At 38.8% G+C, this 19,945-nt stretch carries 19 protein-coding genes; 7 read left to right on the top strand and 12 right to left on the bottom strand.

The genetic code is table 11. The features are described from left to right. The first annotated feature begins 14 nt into the window (after positions 1-14). From ACXACJ_RS17945 to ACXACJ_RS17965, 5 genes are all read left to right on the top strand, one after another. Positions 15-2,987 (top strand): CHAT domain-containing protein, encoded by a 2,973-nt coding sequence (locus ACXACJ_RS17945; RefSeq protein WP_475135794.1) that lies wholly within the window; start codon positions 15-17, stop codon positions 2,985-2,987. A 213-nt stretch (positions 2,988-3,200) separates the two neighbouring features. Further along, positions 3,201-3,743 carry a sigma-70 RNA polymerase sigma factor region 4 domain-containing protein gene (locus ACXACJ_RS17950; RefSeq protein ID WP_475135795.1) on the top strand — a complete coding sequence of 181 codons (543 nt, stop codon included), beginning with the start codon at positions 3,201-3,203 and terminating at the stop codon, positions 3,741-3,743. 7 nt (positions 3,744-3,750) lie between these two features. Beyond that, positions 3,751-4,455 (top strand): tetratricopeptide repeat protein, encoded by a 705-nt coding sequence (locus tag ACXACJ_RS17955; RefSeq protein WP_475135796.1) that lies wholly within the window; start codon positions 3,751-3,753, stop codon positions 4,453-4,455. Positions 4,456-4,575: 120 nt separating this feature from the next. Continuing rightward, complete coding sequence (locus ACXACJ_RS17960) at positions 4,576-4,896, top strand: heavy metal-binding domain-containing protein (RefSeq protein WP_475135797.1); 321 nt, start codon at positions 4,576-4,578, stop codon at positions 4,894-4,896. 151 nt (positions 4,897-5,047) lie between these two features. After that, on the top strand, positions 5,048-5,263 hold the full coding sequence (locus tag ACXACJ_RS17965) for a hypothetical protein (RefSeq protein ID WP_475135798.1): 216 nt from the start codon (positions 5,048-5,050) through the stop codon (positions 5,261-5,263). Positions 5,264-5,311: 48 nt separating this feature from the next. Here the strand turns inward: ACXACJ_RS17965 and ACXACJ_RS17970 are convergent, their stop codons facing one another. The 3 genes from ACXACJ_RS17970 to ACXACJ_RS17980 all read right to left on the bottom strand — a co-directional run bounded on the left by ACXACJ_RS17970 (position 5,312) and on the right by ACXACJ_RS17980 (position 8,943). After that, entirely contained in the window at positions 5,312-6,400 is a 1,089-nt protein-coding gene (locus tag ACXACJ_RS17970; RefSeq protein ID WP_475135799.1) for a hypothetical protein, read from the bottom strand. A 5-nt stretch (positions 6,401-6,405) separates the two neighbouring features. Beyond that, complete coding sequence (locus tag ACXACJ_RS17975; RefSeq protein WP_475135800.1) at positions 6,406-7,494, bottom strand: MBOAT family O-acyltransferase; 1,089 nt, start codon at positions 7,492-7,494, stop codon at positions 6,406-6,408. Positions 7,495-7,890: 396 nt separating this feature from the next. Beyond that, positions 7,891-8,943 (bottom strand): SGNH/GDSL hydrolase family protein, encoded by a 1,053-nt coding sequence (locus tag ACXACJ_RS17980; protein ID WP_475135801.1) that lies wholly within the window; start codon positions 8,941-8,943, stop codon positions 7,891-7,893. Positions 8,944-9,140: 197 nt separating this feature from the next. Between ACXACJ_RS17980 and ACXACJ_RS17985 the strand changes: the two genes are divergently transcribed. Both ACXACJ_RS17985 and ACXACJ_RS17990 read left to right on the top strand, forming a co-directional pair. After that, positions 9,141-10,181 (top strand): GHMP family kinase ATP-binding protein, encoded by a 1,041-nt coding sequence (locus ACXACJ_RS17985; protein ID WP_475135802.1) that lies wholly within the window; start codon positions 9,141-9,143, stop codon positions 10,179-10,181. A 4-nt stretch (positions 10,182-10,185) separates the two neighbouring features. Further along, a complete protein-coding gene (locus tag ACXACJ_RS17990) occupies positions 10,186-10,878 on the top strand; it encodes a nucleotidyltransferase family protein (RefSeq protein ID WP_475135803.1) in 693 nt (230 codons plus the stop codon). On the opposite strand, the gene ACXACJ_RS17995 is transcribed toward ACXACJ_RS17990, so the two are convergent. The 9 genes from ACXACJ_RS17995 to ACXACJ_RS18035 form a co-directional block, all read right to left on the bottom strand. Then, positions 10,871-11,971, bottom strand: a complete 1,101-nt coding sequence (locus ACXACJ_RS17995; protein WP_475135804.1) for a glycosyltransferase family 4 protein — start codon at positions 11,969-11,971, stop codon at positions 10,871-10,873. The genes ACXACJ_RS17990 and ACXACJ_RS17995 overlap by 8 nt on opposite strands. Then, positions 11,968-12,792, bottom strand: coding sequence for a sulfotransferase family protein (locus ACXACJ_RS18000; protein ID WP_475135805.1), 825 nt, complete (start codon positions 12,790-12,792; stop codon positions 11,968-11,970). The genes ACXACJ_RS17995 and ACXACJ_RS18000 overlap by 4 nt, the downstream gene beginning before the upstream one ends. Further along, on the bottom strand, positions 12,785-13,738 hold the full coding sequence (locus ACXACJ_RS18005; RefSeq protein WP_475135806.1) for a glycosyltransferase family 2 protein: 954 nt from the start codon (positions 13,736-13,738) through the stop codon (positions 12,785-12,787). The genes ACXACJ_RS18000 and ACXACJ_RS18005 overlap by 8 nt, the downstream gene beginning before the upstream one ends. Beyond that, the gene (locus ACXACJ_RS18010) at positions 13,735-14,634 is read right to left on the bottom strand and encodes a sulfotransferase family protein (RefSeq protein WP_475135807.1); all 900 of its coding nucleotides are present in this window, start codon (positions 14,632-14,634) and stop codon (positions 13,735-13,737) included. The genes ACXACJ_RS18005 and ACXACJ_RS18010 overlap by 4 nt, the downstream gene beginning before the upstream one ends. A gap of 1 nt (position 14,635) precedes the next feature. Then, positions 14,636-15,580, bottom strand: coding sequence for a sulfotransferase domain-containing protein (locus ACXACJ_RS18015; protein ID WP_475135808.1), 945 nt, complete (start codon positions 15,578-15,580; stop codon positions 14,636-14,638). Then, entirely contained in the window at positions 15,567-16,523 is a 957-nt protein-coding gene (locus ACXACJ_RS18020; protein WP_475135809.1) for a DUF4915 domain-containing protein, read from the bottom strand. Before ACXACJ_RS18020 ends, ACXACJ_RS18015 begins: the two co-directional genes overlap by 14 nt. Positions 16,524-16,601: 78 nt before the next feature. Next, positions 16,602-17,465, bottom strand: coding sequence for a sulfotransferase (locus ACXACJ_RS18025; RefSeq protein ID WP_475135810.1), 864 nt, complete (start codon positions 17,463-17,465; stop codon positions 16,602-16,604). Beyond that, positions 17,462-18,742, bottom strand: coding sequence for an oligosaccharide flippase family protein (locus tag ACXACJ_RS18030; protein ID WP_475135811.1), 1,281 nt, complete (start codon positions 18,740-18,742; stop codon positions 17,462-17,464). Before ACXACJ_RS18030 ends, ACXACJ_RS18025 begins: the two co-directional genes overlap by 4 nt. Before the next feature lie 78 nt (positions 18,743-18,820). Continuing rightward, positions 18,821-19,939 (bottom strand): acyltransferase family protein, encoded by a 1,119-nt coding sequence (locus tag ACXACJ_RS18035; protein ID WP_475135812.1) that lies wholly within the window; start codon positions 19,937-19,939, stop codon positions 18,821-18,823. Between the last annotated feature and the right edge of the window lie 6 nt (positions 19,940-19,945).

Consider the following 19,945-nt stretch of genomic DNA (forward strand, 5'->3'; position numbering starts at 1 on the left):
AACTTTTTCAAGCTATGCGCCTTAGGCTCTTTCTTTTTATTTTTCTCGTACACGGGACTGCACTCATTGCCCAAAAAACAAAATACGAATACTCATCGCCCGAACTGGAAAAAGCGGTAGAACTCTACCGGGAAAAGCAATACGAAGCCTCCCTTTCTGCATACTCCGAGATCATTTCAAACGCTATCGGGCAAAATGATTTTGAAAAGGCAGTATTTGCCATGGAAAAAAAAGGGAACGTACTCCGGCTAAGGGGGCGCAACCAAGAGGCCATACAGTTGATGGACAGCGCCATTGTTTTGGCAAAACAAAAACTGCCCAAAGACCATATCCTGCTCTCAAAGGTATTCTTTAGAAGAGGGGTTATTGATCATAGGACACGCACCTACTTCAGTGCAAGGACTTATTTTGATTCTGCACAAAACTTTCACAATAGAGCTTCTTCCTTCGACTCTACCTTGCTATTTTCTATTATCGAATATAAACTTTATGCCTACATATATTCGGAAGGCCCCTATGATACAATCCACAATAACTTGAACAAGGTCATGAACTTCGGTTCAAAAAAACTATCGCCAGATAAGAAGCTTCAATTCTTACAAGATTCCTATACCATCTACCACCAACAAGGCGATGATGTGAGAGCCTTGAATTATGCTGTCCAAGCATATAGATATGCTCAAATAAACCTAGATGAGGTTTCAGAAGAAAATCTGTACACATCCTTTTTTAATGTTTGCAAAATCTTATTTCATCAAGGGCATACAAAAATGGGTATTGACCTAATCAACAGCTTTAAGGTATCTCCCGAAAACATTCCATTTATGTCATTTTTCAACAACTTATTGGGTGCTCTTTACACTAAAGATTTGGAGTATGAAACCGCTCTTTATTATTTTCAAAAAGCACATGACCTATCTCTGGAAGCATCCGATACGGACGATATCCTTCTGTTTTCACATATAATAGAAGGTAATATTGCGGTCTGCTATTCCTATTTGGAAAAATTTGACTTTGCTCAACGATACTTTGATAAATCAATAAATGGGCTTCATGAAAGAATATCCTACTCAAACCATGAATTTCAGTTTGCTTTTTATGCCCTAGGAGAGTATTTCAGTAAACAAAAAGATTGGAAAAACTCCCTCATCATGTCTGATTCTGCTCTTCGCCACGGGATCATTGGATACAATACCCCTATCGAATCTTTCCCTTCTACCGAATCCCACGAGTTTTCCAATGAAGAACTTTCAATTCTAAAACACAAAGCTCAAAGCCTTTTCTTTTCGGCCATCACTAACACTTTGGACACCTCACTTCTTATGGCCGCTGAAAATTATGCCGAGCAGACCCACAGGCTTATCAAACAGAACAAGAACAAATACCTGACGCAAAAAGGGAAAATAGTATCCGGTGAAGACTTCAAAGGGCTTTATTCCGCAGGTACTGCTGCCTCACTTGAGCTCTACAGGGCAACAAAGGACGAAAAGTACATCGACAGGGCGCTGACCCACATGTCCAGGGGGAAGGCCCAGCTCTTCCTTGAGCAGGCAGGGGACCTAGGGGCACTAAGAAACCAAAACCTGCCCATTGAACTAAGGCAGGCCTTCGTTTCGGCAAGCCAAAAAGCTGACAGTCTGGAAGATCGGGTAAACAAGCTGCTTTCCCTCAACATAATGACCGAGGAACTGCCAGAGGCTCTCGACCTTCAGGTCAAATGGGCCGATTCGCTCAAAAACATCAAAAAATCGATTGCCAGCCTGGCCCCTGTCCAAGAGGAGGACATTTCCGTTGGAGACATCAGGAAACGGTTCCGCCTTTCGGGAAAGAAGGCCTTTGTGGAGTTCCTCGATGCAGATTCGGTAATGTACGCTGTGGCCGTGTCGGAAAAAAGAACGGCATTCGAAAAGATCAAAAAGGACTCCCTTTTCAACAGTGCACTGGACAGCATGCTTGCCATGGCCTCATCACAACAGGGCCCCGTACCAAAGAAGTTCGCCAAAACAGCGGCATACCTGTACCAAAGGCTACTGGCCGGGCTGGAAGAGCAGCTCGGTGGCTTTGAGGCCATAACCGTAGTGCCCGATGAAAAACTGGCACTCCTGCCCTTCGGCCTGCTGGCAAAAAGCTCAACGGGAAAAGAGCAGTCTTTCAAAGAGGTGGACTTCCTGTTGAAAAGGGCCAGTGTGAACCACCTGTTCTCATCAATGGCCAATTTTCAGGACGAAGGGCAAAAGGAAGGAAAAGGGATACTCGGGTTCGGATACGTGGGCGAGGGGATCACGGACGAAAGGGCCACCATGGGCGGGCTGCCGGGCGCAATGAAGGAGATCGAGTTCCTTAGCTCCAGGTTCAGGGGCAGCTACTTCATGGGAAACAGCGGTACAAAACAGAAATTCCTGAAAGAAGCAGGCCAGTACGACATCATCCACTTGGCCGTGCACGGCAAGAGCGACCCCTCCGACCGTTTCAGGTCCTCGCTCGTTTTCAACGGGGAAGATGACTATAACCTCACCGCATCGGACCTTTACAGCACTGACCTGCGGTCAAAGCTGGCCGTGCTCAGCGCCTGTGAAACGGGCATCGGAAAGGTAAGCGAGGGAGAAGGTACCTTCAGCATTGCAAGGGGCTTTGCCATTGCCGGGGTTCCCGCTATCGTCACTACGCTGTGGAAGGTAAACGACATCTCGGGTTCCAAAATTTCTAGGTTATTTTACGGAAACCTAGAGAAAGGAATGGACAAGGCCGAGGCCCTCAGGCAGGCCAAAATACAGTACCTCAGTGAGGCCGACAACCTTACAGAAAGCCCTTTCTACTGGGGAAACTATATCCTCATTGGCGACCCCGAACCCATTGTGCTGGAGAAAAGAAATGGAATTAAGGCCTATGCAATCCCCTTATTAATCATTCTAGTGCTTATTTCTCTGATTATTGGGAGAAGAAAACAAGCTCATAAGCCGATAAAAGCCACTGAAGTACTTAAATAACCACAAACAAATTTGAAGAATAACTTTAGAGCTTAGTACCTAAATTAAGGTATTCAATAATATGACAATCAGCAGAAAAATTATTGTTTGATTTTTCATTATATCCTTTACTTTCACCTAGAATATTCTTTCAAATGACATTTAAACCCCTTTCTTTGCAATGCTTTTGTAAATCATTGTTCCATAATCTCAGTCTTCTTTGAATAGAAAAAAGTGAGCTTTTCAGACAAACAAATCGTTGAAATTCTTACTGGCAAACTCAAGCCTTTTAATCAAGCTATCCAAGAGCTTTATAGCGCGCATTATCCAGATGTGAAGGATTTTATTCTAAAGGAAGGTGGATCAGAAGCGAAGGCTGCAGAAATATTTCAAGCTAGCTTGGTCAAGCTCTTTCTTACGGTGAAAAAAGGAAAGTTTGATCCAAGCATATCCATCGGTCAATATATTTTTCAATATTCTGAAGAAGCTTGGCAACAACATTTGGACAACTCTTCCAATTCGAACCTTTCTAAATTGACTACAAACAGCTCTTCTGAGCTGTTCATTCAAGCATCAAATGAGCAAATCAAGGTTTATTTAAAACAAATTGGAGGTGAGTGTGAGAGTTTTCTCGTAGACTTTTACTTTAAAAAGCTACCTGTTTCAGAAATCTGCAAGAAATATAATTTGGAAAATGAAGAAGCATCGCACAACTTGAGGCGTGAATACATCCAAAAATTGATTAGATTAATACAAAACAATAAAAATAAGATCTAGCACTGAGATGAATAACGATATAGATATAAGGTTATTAGATCTATACATTGAAGGAAAAATCAGTGCAGATCAGGTATTGTGCTCAGATGGAGGCATTCCCAATGCTGCTGAGTTAGAAAAAGCCATACACGACTACCAAGAACTGATCATTCAACTTGAAGCAATTGGTTTTGAAAGTGAGTTGAAAAAGGCACATGATGGTTTTTCTTCCAAAGGAAGAATTATTCCATGGCAAAGAATTGTTGCGATTGCTGCCACTTTTATTCTGATCGCTGTCTTGTCTTTTCTTGTTTGGCAATCAAAACAAGAACCTGAACTGGAAGACTACTTCACACATTTTGATCAGCTAGTTACTTTCAGAGGAGAAGAAGAGCCATTCTATCAACGGGCTATAGAAAAGTATTCATTGCACAAATATGAAGAAGCATTCCAGTTGTTTGAGGCTATTCCAGCTGATTCTCTCAATAATGAATTAAAATTTTATGCTGGGGTAAGTGCATTAGGAAGCCAAAACTTTGTTGACGCTATCCATTATTTCGTAACCATTGGTGTCGAGCCCAGCAACATGTATTATGAACAAACGCGCTGGTATTTAGCCTTAAGCTACTGGCAAAACGGAGAATCTGACAAAGCCCTAAAAACTCTACATATGATTGAAAAAGGGCAGTTCAAGTACAAAGAAGCTCAAGAGCTTACCACCAAGCTAAGCTGATTCAAAACCCGATCAGTAGATTTCCAAAGCCGTTCATCCGTTAAAGAAAACTTCACATCTACAATTGACGAAAGCATTGTTGTGCATTTGCACAATTGTTTAACACTCAAATAAACTCAAATGCTTTTAACAACAACCCCCACAATTGAAGGACATCAAATCAATACATACCACGGTGTAATTACTGGAGAAGCAATTATAGGTGCCAACTTATTTAAAGATATTTTTGCCAGCATAACCGACTTAGTTGGTGGCAGATCTGGATCTTACGAAAGAGTTCTTCGTGAGGCCAAACAACACGCCATGAAGGAATTAGAATATGCCGCTCAATCGATTGGCGCCAATGCAGTAGTGGGCATTGATTTGGATTATGAAACCGTTGGGCACAACGGCAGCATGCTGATGGTAACGGCTAGCGGAACGGCCGTCTCTTTCAGTTAAGAATTTATTTCCGCTCTACTCTTTGTGAAATGCCCTTCTAAATCCATTGAAGGGCTTTCCACATGTAAGCCCTATGAATCTAAACCTTAGGTGAGTGCTCTTGTTGTTCTAAAGAGAAGTTTGAACTACAAACAAAAAAAGCAAGAATAACATGTCATCTTTATACAATTCCACTCTCACTGGAACCTCATTCTCCTTAAGTCTTATACTCTTCTTTCAAAAGTCTATCTACAAACCTAACGACCCTGACAAGCAAGATTTTCTATCACAAAACCCAAATTTGATTTGGGGTATTTTAATTGGAGTTTTCGTGATTGCCACAATTTTCTATGTGGTTGCCACAAAGAGAAAAGACCACAAAGAGTAGATTATACAATCCTGTTATTAAGTAAAACAGGCGTTACGGGTCTTATTTTTAATCCTCAACCTTAGGAGGGAAAACTTTAAAATATCCTTCCTTACCATAGAACAAGTCTCTCCAATTTTCCATTTGAGAGCGGTCTGGCCAATTCATTTCAATATTATCGGAAATAAATTCTGAGAGCTTATAAGAGCAGACTGTCGCTCCTTTGTAAGTTAAATGTTGAGGACCATCATAAACATCTTCGAAACAATCAGGAGAGAATAAAAGCGAGTCGAAAGGTTCTTGCAAATTGAGCCATGGTCTATTAAATAGGTTTAATACTTTGTTTAGGCTATCCCTTCTAACATCATAACCTAAAAGATGATCGGGATACATTGGAATTGTTAGGAACATCAGTTCCACTCCATTCTCTCTACATAGTTTATCTATTTTTCTTAGGTAATCAATTGCCGATTTGCTCGGTACTTGATTAGCCATATTATAAGCCGCCCCATTGGTTTTATACATTTGAAGTGTCTCTTTTGTCAAAGGTCGCATTTGTTGAAAAGCCTCTCCTAAATATGGAGCCTCAATTTGATCAGGGATGTTATTCTTATATAAGGATGAATCTACTCCAAAAATATTATGATGGTTTCTTAAGGTTGCCGACCACGCGTAGAAATAATTATTTGGTGTGAACAACTCTGGAGTTGAAAGAAATTTTGACTGCACATCTCTCCTTGCTCCAAAACTTTTAAACTGATTAGAAAGCTGGCCTGCATTAAGGCGGTGATAATCGAAATTCGTAGCAGCAAAAGTTTCTACCACCACCAGCTTAGGCAGGCTAACCTTAAAAGCCTCAACCAAGCTAAAATAGGTTTCTCCCAAGCGAGTCCCACCCGCTCCAATGGAATAAACATTTGCTTTTAGATTAACACTCAAAACCTTAGGTCTTATTCCATAATGAACTTTGGAATTGCCTACAATGAGAATATCAACTTCATGGTCTTCTGCAAATTCATAGAAACCATCCCATACCCTTATTGCTGGAGCCAACCGATCATCAGGCTGAAAAATGTCCAACTGATCTGTGATAGACAAAGCCGTTACGACCACCACAGTAATTAGACAGATTTTAATGACAAAATTTTTAGGCTTCATAACCATCAAAACTGAAAGTAAATAAATGCACTATCTCTAACGGCTTCGCCATATACTCCAAAGTAAATTATGCCTAATGTCAGGCTGAAATACACCGACCAACGCACCAAAAAATGTTGCTTAAAAAACAGCTGTAAAACATTTCTTCTTTCTTGAACAATTTCAAAAACATAGAGCCCAACTAAAAGGATTACAGAAAACCAAAACTCTGAATGCCAAAGTCCAAAAGAGTAAACATCAGAAGTATAACCAAAACCTAAGTTCGCAATCATTTCAGTGGCTTGTGTTACAGATGGAGCTCTGAAGAAGATAACTACAAAAGCGAAAACGAGTAAAAGCAGAAAGCCCTGAATCACTTGGCGCATTAGAGAATAGCTAGACCTTTCTAAAACTGGGTTTAACAATAGCAGATAAATACCACTTAAAACACCCCAAATAATAAAATGCCAAGCAGCACCATGCCATAAGCCACTCACTAAAAACACGACCATAACATTAATGGCTTGTCTGATTCTGCCTTTTCTGCTCCCCCCTAATGCGATATATAAATAATCTCTAAACCAGCGTGTCAAAGTAAAATGCCAACAACTCCAAAAATCGGTTGGGGTTGATGCTAAAAATGGTCTCCGGAAATTAGTGGTTAATTCTACATTCATAATTTTCGCGCAGCCAATAGCAATTTCAGAATACGCTGAAAAATCCAAATACACTTGAAAGGCAAAAAATAATGCTGCCAAAGTAACAGAAAGTCCGTGAGCCTGCTCATAATTTGCATAAACCTGATCTACATAAATCCCTAAACGGTCTGCAATCACCATTTTCTTGAACAGGCCACCTGCAATAAAAACAAGCCCCTGCCGGACATTTACATAATCGAATCCCTTTAAATTTTTGAGCTGAGGAAGAAGTTTGCCTGCTTGTTCAATAGGTCCAGCAACCAATTGAGGCCAGAACGCTACATACAATGAAAAAATGCCGAAATGAGGCTCTGAAGATATTTTCCTTCGATGCACATCAATCGTGTAACTCATACTTTGTAGGGTATAAAATGAAATGCCCACAGGAAGCAAAAGCCTGAGATAAACCTTTGGCATATACCAGCCAATTGCTTGTGTTAAAGCTTCTGCTGATTCAATAAAAAAGTTGAAATATTTAAAAAGGAAAAGTATACCCAGGTTAAAACAAACGCTTAATAGTAGATAGAATTTTCGCAGTTTTTGGGAATCCGTTTGGTCAATCTTGATTGCCGCAAAGTAATCTATGGAAGTAGAGAAAATGATTAATATCAAATATCTCCAATCCCAAAATCCATAAAAAAAGTAGCTCGCTGCCAAAAGCCAAATCCACCTTAGCTTTTTGCCTAACAAAAAATATCCGGTAATTACCACCAGAAAAAAGAACAAAAAATTAATAGAGTTGAACAGCATATAACATCAAAAAAGAAATACTTGATTCAAAAAATAACAAGCTCAATTTTTTAGAAAACTAAGCTACTCATCGGCTCTTGGTTCAAGAAGCTTCTGTGATTTAATAAATTCAAAAATATTCCTTGCATAAACCTGATGTGTTTCAACATTCGGATGTCCATCCAACGGGTGAAACATCATTTCTTCTGGCTCTTTGTTTTTCATTCCCAAAGTTGCGTCAACAAAAGCCAAGTCATTTGATAAGGCAATACGTTTTACTTTATCGATTAGACCATTATCTGGCAACAATGAATAATATGCTACCACAATTGGAATATTCTGAACATGTGTTTCTTTGCTTATTCTCCCCAAAAAATCCTCCACATATGCTTCGTCACCTGCTGTCCATGCTTGTGCCAAATCTGGGCTAAACTCACCTCTCTTGCTATTCTTCCGAGCTATTCTTGCCTTCTTAATTTCCTTTTCTAAATAAGACATATAAAATAAGTCTCTGCGCCCTCTTTCTTCTGCCTTGGTTAATGATTCCTGTCGTTCTTCTTCACTCATACCCAGACTTTCAGGAACCGAAAAATCATTTTCTCCGCAAAAGCCCAGAATTATTAAATCAGGTTCATACTTCAAAACCTTTGTTTTCAATACAATGTCATAGTCCACCAAGCTATAGCCTCCCACACCAAAGTTGAGTACTTCAACTTTTGAACTTGCTCCATTTTTATTGAGAAGTAATTCCAGTTGCTTAGGATATGTCTCTTCATCACTCACTCCTGTGCCCATGGCGAATGAGTCTCCTATAACTGCAACCCGCTTCGTGTTCTCTGGCTTGTTTTGCTCATATTCCCTGTCGCGCATACCTACACTATTGGTAGAAAAATGAGAGAATTTGAAGACTGTGTCCAAATTAGGTTTTAGCTCCCACGACAAGCCTTCGGTTTTTGCCTTTTCAATAAGGCCAGAACCTGCTCCAATAGGTTTAAATGAATTCATTTTAACGTAAGAAAAGCCATTCATTCCGAACCAATAGTACCTAACCACGCCCTCGGCCAGCACAATCCCTATTCCAAAAACAAGAATTGTAATAACTAATTTGTAAAGAATCTTTCTGGTCTTCGTCTTCATAAAGAGGGTAAAACCCTTTCGGTTAAGCAATATAGGACTTTAGCAAAAAGGATTTTGAAGCCATTGGAATTATGTTCGCATGTCCATAAAGTTCGTTTCCATCTCTTACCCAAAAACATTATTTTTACTTTGAGCAGACTTTATTTCCTAAAGTCATTCAACCATAACCTAGTCAAATTGCACAACCGAATTGTTCTATGTCGAAAACCATTTTTAGAGCTTCTGCCCCTCTGAGGCTCGGTCTTGCCGGAGGCGGAACCGATGTAAGTCCTTACTCTGATATTTATAATGGAGCGGTGGTTAACGCTACCATAAACATGTTTGCAACGGCTTCAATCATACCAAAAAAGGGAGACACAATCGTTTTTAATGCCATCAACCAAAACCACATAGAAACTTATGGCTTAAATGACACTAGCATTTCAACAGATGGCCCATTAGAACTTGTCAAAGCTACTTATCTTAATCTGAGAAGGAGATTTAATTTTGTTGAAAAGCCTATCGAAATCACCATTCATAGCGATGCTCCAGTTGGTTCAGGACTTGGTTCATCATCCACTTGCACCGTGGCTCTGGTAAGCGTATTAGCCGAATTTTATAAGCTTCCTCTTTCTACTCTAGATATTGCCCGATCGGCATATGAGATTGAAAGAGAAGACTTAGGCATTTCTGGAGGTAAGCAAGACCAATATGCGGCAACCTACGGAGGCATAAACCTTATGGAATTTTATGACCATAATCGGGTACTTGTAAATCCGATTATAGTTAAAAAGAGCGTTTTGCAAGAATTGCAGCATAATTTGGTTTTGTATTTCACCAATAGCAGTCGTTCTTCATCGGTGATTATCAAAGAACAAATAGACAACGTAAACAACCAGAAAAACTCGTCCATTGATGCTATGCATGCCCTCAAGTCTCAGGCTTTGAACATGAAGGATGCGCTGATTCAAGGAGAGGTAAACCAAATTGGTGAAATTCTAAAAAGAGGTTGGGAAGCAAAAAAGGCAATGGCCCAAGGAATTTCTACCCCAACTATTCAACAAGCTATGGAAAAGGCAATTGCGGTCGGAGCTTCCGGTGGCAAAATTTCAGGCGCAGGAGGTGGTGGTTTCATGTTTTTATTCTGCCCAGAAAATACTCGATATGCCGTAATTGAAACTTTAGAATCCATGGGGGGCTATGTAAAACCCTTCACATTTGTAAAGTCAGGAGTTAAGAGTTGGAAGCAAAAATACTGATGCCATGTTCGAAGAAGCTATAATCATTGCAGGAGGTAAGGGCACCAGACTAAGTTCTGTGCTAAGTGACCGACCTAAGCCCATGGCGCCCATTCATGAAGTGCCCTTTTTGACCATTCTGCTGAACTATCTTCAGATGTTTGGCATAAAAAAGGTAGTGCTTTCTGTGGGCTATATGCACGAAAAAATCACAGAGCACTATGGCGATCAACACGAAAACGTAGTTCTGGAATATAGTTTTGAAGACCAACCGCTTGGAACAGGGGGAGCTATTAAAAAAGCGTTGAGCAAGTGTAATTCCAATCACATATTAGTAATGAATGGCGATTCCTTTTTTGAGGTAAAGCTCCATCAATTCTATAAACACTTTCTTTCTTATGAAAGTGTAGCCCAGTTGGCCTTAAAAGAAATGGACGATATTTCAAGATTTGGCTCTGTTTCTATTGATGAAAATCGAATGATTTCAAATTTCAATGAGAAAGGAAAAACAGGCAAAGGCCTTATTAATGGCGGTGTTTACGCTTTAGACAGAAATAAAATATTGCCCTTTTTGGAAGCAGATGCCTTTTCATTTGAATATGATTTTTTGAACAAAATGGCAGGTGAACTGCCAATCAGTACAGTCACTTCTAAAGGAACATTCATTGATATTGGTACACCTGAATCGTACCAAAAAGCTTTGGAAATATTTAAATAAGAGGCAGATAATTGTCGGCTATTTTAAACCAGTCAAAATCAGTTTCAATGGTTATTTTAGCCTGATCGCCTAATCTTTCTGCATCGGTAGCATTTGCGTTTTCTTGAATAACCCGAGCTAAGTCATCAGGATTCCCTTCTTTAAATAATAGTCCATTCACTCCATGCTGAATTAGCTCCTTATTGGGTTTTAAATCAGATGCGATCACTGCTCGGCCATAGCTCATAGACATCAACAGTACACCACTTTGGTAGATTTCTTTATAAGGCAAAACCACAAAATCTGCAGCGCTATAGAACAAATCCTTCTCTTCTTCTTCAATATATCTAATGATCGACAAAATGTTTTTCCCAATTCCTCTTCTATCAATAATGGCCTGATACTCGGAAAAATCATCTCTCCATGGTTTCCCTGCTATAATAAGCTCTACATTTTCAAGCTCAGGAAATGCTTCGAGAAGAACATCTAATCCTTTTGATTTTCTGATTTGTCCAAAAAACAGAAAATAGGTTTTATGCTGGTCAAGCTTCAACTTGCTGCGGGCTTCAGTCTTTTCCAGTGGATTAATCACCTGAAAATGTCCTCCATGAGCGATAATATGTACAGGAGTTTTCAGCGTAGGCATTCCCTTCTTTATCAGATCGTAACAAAATTGGTTATGAACAATGATTTCATCCGATAAACGATTGTACTGCAATTGCTTCAAAAAGCCCTTTTCTTGAATGTCGAAAGAGTTCACATCATGAACAATCACAATGGATTTAAAGCCATAAATCTTGAATAAAAAGAGCACGAAACAGTTGATCAATGAAGCCTCAAAAACATGATAGATTTGTGTCTTCACTCCATTCTTTTTTGCTATTCTAATGCTCTTAAGCGTTGCTTGAAAAAGCTCCTTTAAACCAGCAAAGTCGCGCTTAATATCTCTGCTAAATACTTTTACACACTCCGCTCTGGAAAACTCATTATTCTCCAAATTAGAAAAGTAAAAAGTTTTAATTCCTTTAGCTTCGAACGCATCTAGAAGACATAAACTATAATAATGATGTCCTCCTTTTACCCCAACAAAATCTACTATACTGACCGCCCTCATATCCTCAAATATTTTTTTGCTTGTTCAAAATCAGTCTTATAAAAGAATTCCAAATCACGCTTAGCCTCTGTTGGCATTTGCTCATCTTCTTCGGTGAACTTCTTTGCCAAACTCAAAGGAACCACCCTCTTTAATTTCCTTCTTAAAGAAGCGTTCTTGTAGATTTTAGAAAGAAAAGCATTCTTAAAAGCTATGGCTTCATTGGATCTAGGCTGAACAATTGGCTCGCTATCAAGCTCCAAAAACTTCAAAACTCTTGGGATTACTTCTTCCATGTTATTCTGATTCAAGGCCACAAATACATTTTCTTTCCCAAAAACATTAATGTAAGATTCAACCTGAGCCGCATAAAGGCCCAATTCAACATATTGGTGATAGTACTTCGCCAGCTCTCTATGATTAGAAGTTTTATTAATGATTTTGTCGAAACTTTCGGACACCAAGCCCAAACGCTTATCCATTTTATAATGTGAAAACGCTCTATCCGCTGGGTTTCTTAAGAGTATTATGATTTTTGCTTCAGGGTTGTAGTCATGAATATTTTCTGCGACCTGGGCATATGGAAGATATGAAACGCTAGCTTCGCCATAATATAAGGCCTTATCGTTGGGAGCAAGTAGGCGTTGATAATTCTCAAGCGTTTTAACATCGTCTGTATTATAATAAAGGCCCTTTTCTTGCAAAACCTGATAGCTAAAAAAATTGGGTTCTTTCATTTCCATCATTTGCACCCTTGAATGCTGACTTAGATAATCCGCCAAAAAAGTAGTGCCACATTTCGCTGCCCCTACTATAAATAAATTTGCTTGGGGTCTATTCATGTTTCAGAAATACTCGATTGAACATTCTCCAAAAATTAAGTTCTCCTGCTAGTGCAAATTTCGAAAGTCTTATCAAAACCCTCAATTTGGCTCTGTAAGCTTGCTTCGGATAGAATTTTTGGTAAAAACGAATCAGGTTAGAAAACTGATAGAACATGGCAAATTCACTTTTCCCTTTGCTCTGAAAACTATTTTTGGTTGCTCTTCCCTGCTTATGAAAAACGACACTGGAAGTAGCACAAAGCGTACAAAAGCTCATCATTTTTGCCCTGATTGACCAATCCAATTCTTCAAAATAAAGAAAATACTCTTCGTTCAGAAGCCCCACTTCGCTAAGAAAATCCATGCTAACGAACATCGATGCTCCCAACACCATATCGAATTCTTTATCGTATCCATCGTATTGGCCAGAATCAATTTCACCCGAACCCAATAGCTTAACCTTTGCAACCTTTAAATCTAAATAACCTCCAATGGTTTGAATCATTTCGGGCTGATCGTAGAACAAAACTTTTGAACCCAAAACCCCAACTTTAAAACCTTCTTTGCTTTTGGATACATGCGTATTAATCAAGGCTGTTAAGGCTTCCTGATCAACCTTGGTATCGTTATTCAATAGCCATACATAATCCGCAAAAGCCGACTGCTGCGAAAAACGCATAGCGATATTGTTTCCAGCCGCAAAACCTCTATTTTCTTCAGAAAGCATTAAAATAAGTCTCTCCTCCGCTAGATGATCAGGCAATTGTTCTGGATGAAGAACCTCTCCAGAATTGGCAATTGTATATTCTGTTAAAACAGCTTTAGAATCGTCTGTTGACCCATTTTCCACAACCAGAATTCTAAAATTCTGATGGTTCATTTGCATCAAGCTTTCAATGCATTCAATGGTATCTTCGGCTCCATTGTAATTCACCAAAACAATATCAACAGCCGCATTTATCATTTTACCCAATTTGGTTTTGGATGATCTATTTGATCTAGAAATTGACCCAATTCAGCATTGAATGGCGCATAAAACTCTTCTAATTCCGACTGTACATTTTCCGTTTTTGCGCTCTCCACTTTCTTTTCATTTAAAGCCCCATAAACCGACCTTAAAGCGGATTTTAGCTTCGGGTTATTCCTGAAAAACACTTCGAAGCGGGCATTAAAATTCATAGCTATTTTATGCAAAAAGAAGAGCTTACCTTCGCGAGTATTGTTGTGTTGATCGAAATCAATTTCTTCAGCAACACTCGAATCGATATTTAAGAAATTGTAGACCTGTTGAGTAATCTCCTTAGGTCGGGATATAAATTCTTCAAAGAAAACCAGTTTCAAATCTTCTCCAAAAACCTCAAACCATTCCTTTATATAATTTATATATACACCTTCGCGAACCCCTCTATTGAGTGCGTTATCTACAAGTTCTCCAGAGTGATATTCCTTCTTAGATTGAGCAATAAACTCTTCTATTTCTAGCCTTTCATTTGGAGCTATTCGAGCATTATAATGATGATAAAACGAGAAAAATCTATCTACAGGATTTCGAAGGATTATAAGCAGTTTTGAATTTGGGAAGTTACTTTTTAAAAATTCGGCTAATCGCTTACCTCCGTATAGATAGCTAGGACTCGCTTCCATTTTTATCCCCTCTTGCTCTGGAAAAAAGCTCGAATAAGCATTCCTATCCAGTTCAAAATGGCCATCATAAATACCTTTGGTGAAATAGTGAAGCTCTTTTTTTACGCAGCCGTTAATCTGATCATGTGCTTCCAAATATCGAAACATGGATGTTGAGCCCGATCTGTGAACACCGATTATGAAAAAATTGGAAGGCATAGTAATATTCAATTCCATATTAAGGTTTCCAGTGAGTTAATTCCTTAAGGATCAAACCCTCTAACTGTCTTATGTCTTCTTTAAAATACTCATAAGCGGCTTCTCTCTCCAAGTCTTCCAATTCTGGAAGATCGGCCTTTTTGAAAACCAAATTTGAGATTTTTGGAGCCAAAGCCTGAACGAACTTATTTGATTTTATGCCCTGTATAGCTGAACTATTAATCAACTTGCCCACCATTCCATTTTTTGGCAATTTGGCAGCGTTGTGCTTTTGTGATAAATCGAACTTATCACTATCTTCTATATCCAAAAATTTAGTGAGTTTGTCGGAAAGCACCTTGGGATCTGTTTTTAACTCTTCATGGAAGATGATCATTAGCTGCTCTGGAGGGAAAGTATCCATATATCTCTTCACTTGAGCCGCATACAAACCTAAATCAACATATAGATTCGCATTTCCCCAAAAGCGAGGTTTGATCAAATCCTCTTCAATAGCCTCCACAAACGAATTCTCTTCAAAACCCATTCTATGATCCATGAGATAATGCGAAAAGGCACGCTCGATTGGGTTTCTCAAAACAATAAGGATTTTTGCTTTGGGATTGTATTCAAAAATACGTTGAGCAGCCACTTCGGACCAGAGATAAGATGCTGAAGCTTCAGCTATTATTTTTTCACTTTCAGCCTCTTCAAAAAGCATTTCATATTGGGCAATATCCCTGATAAAAGCTTGATGATGACTTTTAAGAGGTTTTTGAGAAAGGTATTTTTTTAGGTCGAAATCTACCCGAATGGCAAATTCCTTTCTGAAATTGCTCGGCTGAATATCTGATGAAAAAAAATGCGGTTCCTTTATTGGTGAAAAATAGATTTCAGGGTGCTCACTCAAGTTTTTTTGAAGTGCCGTTGTACCTGCCTTAGCTGCTCCCACCAAAAAAAGATTCACCTTTTTAGATGGGCTCATAACTGTCTATTTTATCCGCCATTTTATAGAGTGCATCTAAAAACGTTTTAGGCACGCTGTATAGGTTATTTACTTGCTCAACATTATTCAGCTCCCATTCTTTCACTATTTGTTGGCTGTTGGCATCAATTGAGAGAACTCTGTTTTTCTTTTGTTCTTCGTTATCTAAAAACTTGAAATAGCGTCTTCTTGGAGAAGATATGCCAGCGAAAAAGTGGTTAGTTCCTTCATCCAAACAGCCTCCTCTTCCCCAACCGTTTAGAACAATGCTATTTACCGATTGCCAATCCTGATCGTAAATATTCAGGTCGCCATGACCACTATCAAAAACCCAATAGTTTCCCAAAACTCTTCTTACAGAATGAGGAGCTTTCATTTTAAGTTTATGCTGCTCCTCCATATCCACGCTGAGAATTCCTCCTCCTCCTTGCGACTTGATCAATTTCTGCGCTACTCTTTTTACAATTTGCTCTCCCGTAACATGATGCACAAGCAAATATTCCTTACCGTTATACCCTTCAAAAATCTGATTACAGTGGAATTTGTTAACTCTAATTTCATCATTAGCATCGATAGAGCTTTCATCAATTTCATCGATTTTTCCAGGTGAAAGTTTTAGCCGTTGAACTACTTCGCCCTGCTTATAGTCATAAGCGATTACTTCATCATAGTAAGTGTTCGAAATCCATAATGTTCCATCAATAATCGATATTTCATGAACACCACGAAGCTTTGGAATAGAAACGGGACTGATACTACCTTCTCCTGAAGTATCTATGAGAACAATATCTCTTCCGGAAGTGATGAAAAAAGCATTTGGGTTTTCAGGTAAAAAAACCATTGAACTAAGGCCAAGCTCTCCCCAACTGCTGAACAAATCGGTATGTTTCACTTCTAAATCAAAGTCGAGAAACTGCAAAGTATTTATCTCTTGTCGGCTCATGCTCCTATCATTGACATTCGCATTGATGGAGCCAAAAATTAAGATGAGGTTGTCTTTAGAAATCAAGGTATGTTGTGGTTAGGGTTGATCAAATCCGAACTCTTCAAAAAAGAGATTCAACTGTTTTTTATGGAACACTTCTAATAGCTCTACATTTTCTACAAACTTGTAAGCTCCTTTGCTATCAATAGTGTTAACCGAATTTTCAAGCATTAGCTTGGTTATGCTAAGACCTGTCAAGTCAATTATCTTTTGAAGCTCTTGTTCAGGTTTAGCCATCAATTGCTCGTAGACTAAGGTAACCGACTGCTCTTTATATCGCTCACAATGCTTTTGATTGAGTTTCATATACTCAATTGCTAGGTCGATGCCTTCTTCTATGTTGAGAACTCTGTAGGACTGCCCGTAAACAGGCCTTTTTTGCATTCTCTTCTCCTTTACAGTAAGTTCCTTCCGTTTACTATACTGCTCAATTCTCTTTTCTTCCCTAAACTTAAGGCTCGCAGCAACATCCACAGGATTTCGCACAATGTTGATGATTTTTGCTTCGGGAAAAAGCTCCATCCAAAGGTTAAGGGTAATGCTATTTACGGGATCCTTCCAGCCCCAAGGCTGCTTCAATTGCTCAACGGAAGAATGTTTAATTGCTCCAGAAAGCCCTAGAAACTCATATCTCTTATAATTTTTTAGTTGCCATTTTATAGCTCTAGACGCTGCCGGAATGAATTCTGGATTTATATCCTGAAAGGTATTGGGTCTATCCCATGTTGAACTGGCTTGAAAAAGCAACCATTTATTGATGTCTTGAAAGAAAATAGCTTCACGGTTCTTGAACATCTTCTTCCCCATAAAAACACCCCATTGTTGGAGTATTTCCGTAAGCAGCGTGGTCCCAGACCGGTGCATTCCGATAACAATTATAGGTGGATTACCTTTCTTCATCGTTTAAAGGATAAATGTTCAAAAGAAATTTTATGAGCAAAAGCAAAGGGATAGGTTCCAAAAAGACGTTTAACCTGACTGGCCACTAGGAGATTTCTGACTACAATTGCCCCTCCTAAGGCAACAACTGACCCGTAGATTCCAAAAGGAACAGACAAAACCAACATCAGAACTATAAAAACTACCAAGGATATCATACTTAACCTACTCTGGAGTTTTTGATGACCCGTCATCATTAAAATGACCGTCATTGAACCATGACAGACATTTTCATAAGTAACCAAAGCTAAAAGGCATAAAAGCATCCAATACTGTACAAAATCTACATTGAAGAAACCCAATACAAATTTTGAAAACAGAACTACAAAAAGCATTAAAGGCAGAGCCATAAAAGCAGAAAGCTGGGAGTTTTTAACAATGGCTTCAGAAATACCAGTCGAATTATTTTGCGCTCTATGTTCAGAAAAAACAGGAGCCATAATTGAATTGATTGACCTTAAAGGGATTCCAATAAAGGCGGTTATTTTAGATAAAACTTGATAAGCCCCTACCGCGCTTAATGGAGCAAACAAACCTACTAGAAAAACACCTCCCCAATTCCATAAAGGGCTAGAAGCATCCGAAACCATCATTGGCCAGCTTTCTATCAAAATGGATTTACTGTTTTTTTGAAATGTAGATTTGGTTAAAGGGTTAACATACTTGAATACCAACAAGCAAGAAATAATGGCCAAAACCGAAATGGCAATGTATTGCGAAAACAGAGGTAATCGGGCATCACTCCCACTGCTCAACAAAGGAATGAGTACAAAAAGCCCAACAAATGAAGCAGCTCCGTTCAGAAAAAACGAATAGGTCATAATCTGTTTAAACCCTCTTAAAACACCAGAATTCAGGTGCAAAATCATCAAAGGAGCGAAGAAGAAAGAAGTCGTTTTCAGAAAATTCGACTTTTCGTCTAAGTCGAGCAGGTTCGCTAATAAGGGGCTGGCAAAGTAAATCAATATGGTTCCAAGAGCCGCACCAAGAAGGTTCAATAAAACCAGCTTTCTGTAATACCCTGAAATATTAGAATGCTCATTATTGGAAACCATTCTAGCAACTTCTGATACCGCATGACTATCTAACCCTACTTTCAAAAATATGACAGTAAGGTAAAGTACAGACATGTTTATGGACATAATTCCTAAGCCCGTAGCTCCAAAATACTTGGCTACCAACCAGGTGAAAATCACTCCACTGAACAACCCAAACACTCTAAAAAAGAGTGAACTCATCGTTTTTTTAAGTACGAATTTAGAGTTATTACCTGCTTGAGTTTTAGATTTCACACTCAGTAAATTATATACCTTATACTAATGAATTTTAGGAGCCGAAGACCATCGGATTTTCATCATTGGACGCTCAATCAGCATAAAAGTCACTGATGAAACAATGACCGTTATGGCTAAAAAAAAGTAAATCTTCAAACCATCCGGAACCCCGAACAAATCGTTTCTAACAGCCTTCAAAACAGGAACATGAAAAAGATAAACACTAAAGCTTATATTTCCGATAAACCTGAAAAAATCCCATTCAAAAATTTTTCTAATGTACCCCAACCCATATTTGCAAGCATACAATATTAACCCCCATAAAAAAGCAAAAGGAAGGAAAAGAAGGCTCTCCTGAAAATCCACCGATTCACCAGTAAGCTTCTGAAAAAGAGGCGTTATCATCGCAAAAACCAACAACACACTTAGTGTCCCTAACCATTCAATCGGTTTAGATTTAGAAGTTTGAGAAGAAGCTTCATATAACGAAAGCCACGTTCCCACCAGAAATACCGACAGATACTTAAGAGGAGAGACATCGGAAAAATGAAAAATTTGATGCCCCCATAAGGCCAAACCTGCTAGGCTAAGAAAAAGAAGGCTAAATAGTATCGTAGAAAGCTTCAAATACTTGAAACTTAAATACACGATGAACGGAGAAATGAAGTAGTACTTAAATTCCACGGGAATAGACCAAAATATATTTTCTCCCTTTACAAGAAGAAGATGAAGCGGTATGTCCGAAATTGTATTAATACTCGTGGTATAACCAAAATGATCTAGAAGGTAGTAGAGTACTAAAGCCAAAAAGAACAAGGGATAAACACGGAGAAATCTTCTCACAAAATAATTCTTCCAAAAAGCACTGTTAGCCCTTTTAGTTTGAAAAGCCCTTACAATTTGTCTGTCGAGTAGATAAGCTGAAAGGATAAAAAACAGATACACACCCATTTTACCTGCTCCACTAAAGTCTAAAAATCTATGAAAGTAGATTTCTCCATTGCTTGCATGAGAAAACAACACCAATAAAACTGCAATGCCTCTTAGCCCATCTAATGCCTTAAAGTGATCCTTCTTAAAATCGTTAGCAAAGAAAACCTCCCTGAATTTTCTCTTTAAAGAAAAGGGTTGACCATGAACAGAAAGAGCATTTGTATTCATTATGCT

The organism is Roseivirga sp. AWQ4_251, assembly GCF_056158225.1.